The organism is Bacillus glycinifermentans, assembly GCF_001042475.2.
Lineage (GTDB): Bacteria > Bacillota > Bacilli > Bacillales > Bacillaceae > Bacillus > Bacillus glycinifermentans.
The window spans coordinates 1-975 of the sequence record NZ_LECW02000056.1; the positions used below are offsets into that span (position 1 = coordinate 1).

At 45.2% G+C, this 975-nt stretch carries 1 protein-coding gene; it reads left to right on the forward strand.

The genetic code is table 11. The annotated features are described in order from the left end of the window. Positions 1 to 55: 55 nt before the first annotated feature. Positions 56 to 975, forward strand: a 920-nt coding sequence (locus AB447_RS23000; RefSeq protein WP_172796387.1) for a ribonuclease YeeF family protein, incomplete at its 3' end; no start/stop codon positions are given.

Genomic DNA, 975 nt, shown 5'->3' on the forward strand with positions numbered 1-975 from the left:
TTTCCGTATAGTGGTAAACTCGTTACTGACTAAGACTTTAGGAAGGGTTTGATGAATGAAAATCTATGAGTCAAAAACTTTAATAGCCGCTATGGAGAAACGGTCCAAGGAATACCAAAGCACCAGAGAGCAGTTTGTCAACCTGAAAAAGGCGTTTCAAGGGATGGCTGATTTGGGCGATGACTTAGAGGGAAAAGGCGCGGACAACATCAAAGCTTTTTACAGGGATCAGGCAGGTATCGTAGACGACTGGGTCGATCTAATTGATATGCAGATTCAGTTTCTCAACAGCGTTTCCGCAGCTGTGGAAGATGCCAACCTTTTCGGAGACACGTTTGTCGACATGGAGTTTCTTGAGAACCAATTGGCCAATGCCTATAAAAACTCAAAGGCAATGGTTTCCCAGCAGAAAAAAGACATGAAAGCCATTTTACAAAGCATCCATGATATACTGCCTTTAGAAGTCTTTTCAACTGACACATTCAAACAACACCTCAATGATGCAAACGATGAGCGTAAAGACACGATCAAAGCTGTTGATGATCTGGACGCAGCTCTCAAAGAGGAATACGCCGCATCTGAAATCAATCAGCAAATAATTGTTGCTGACTATACCGCCCTCATTGGTGCTACCGGAAAGGGCAAAAGTGCTTCCCCGATTCACTATGACGCCAAAGCTTACCGGGCCAGCGAAGCCTATCAACTGAAAGACGACGCACATAAAAATGCTGAAAACTATATCCAGTTTAAAAAAGATCAGGTCGAAGCCCGCCGAATTGCCAAGGAACAAGAAGAGCTTGCCAGGAAGCAGGAAGAGCTTGCAAACCGGCCATGGTATGAAAAAATGCTTGATGCCGGCAGCACATTTGTGGGCGAAATCACTGGTTATTATGATTACAAGAGAGCTTCTGAAGGAGTCGACCCCGTCACAGGTGAGAAGCTGACATATGGGCAACGGGTTGCTGCGGGAGCGAT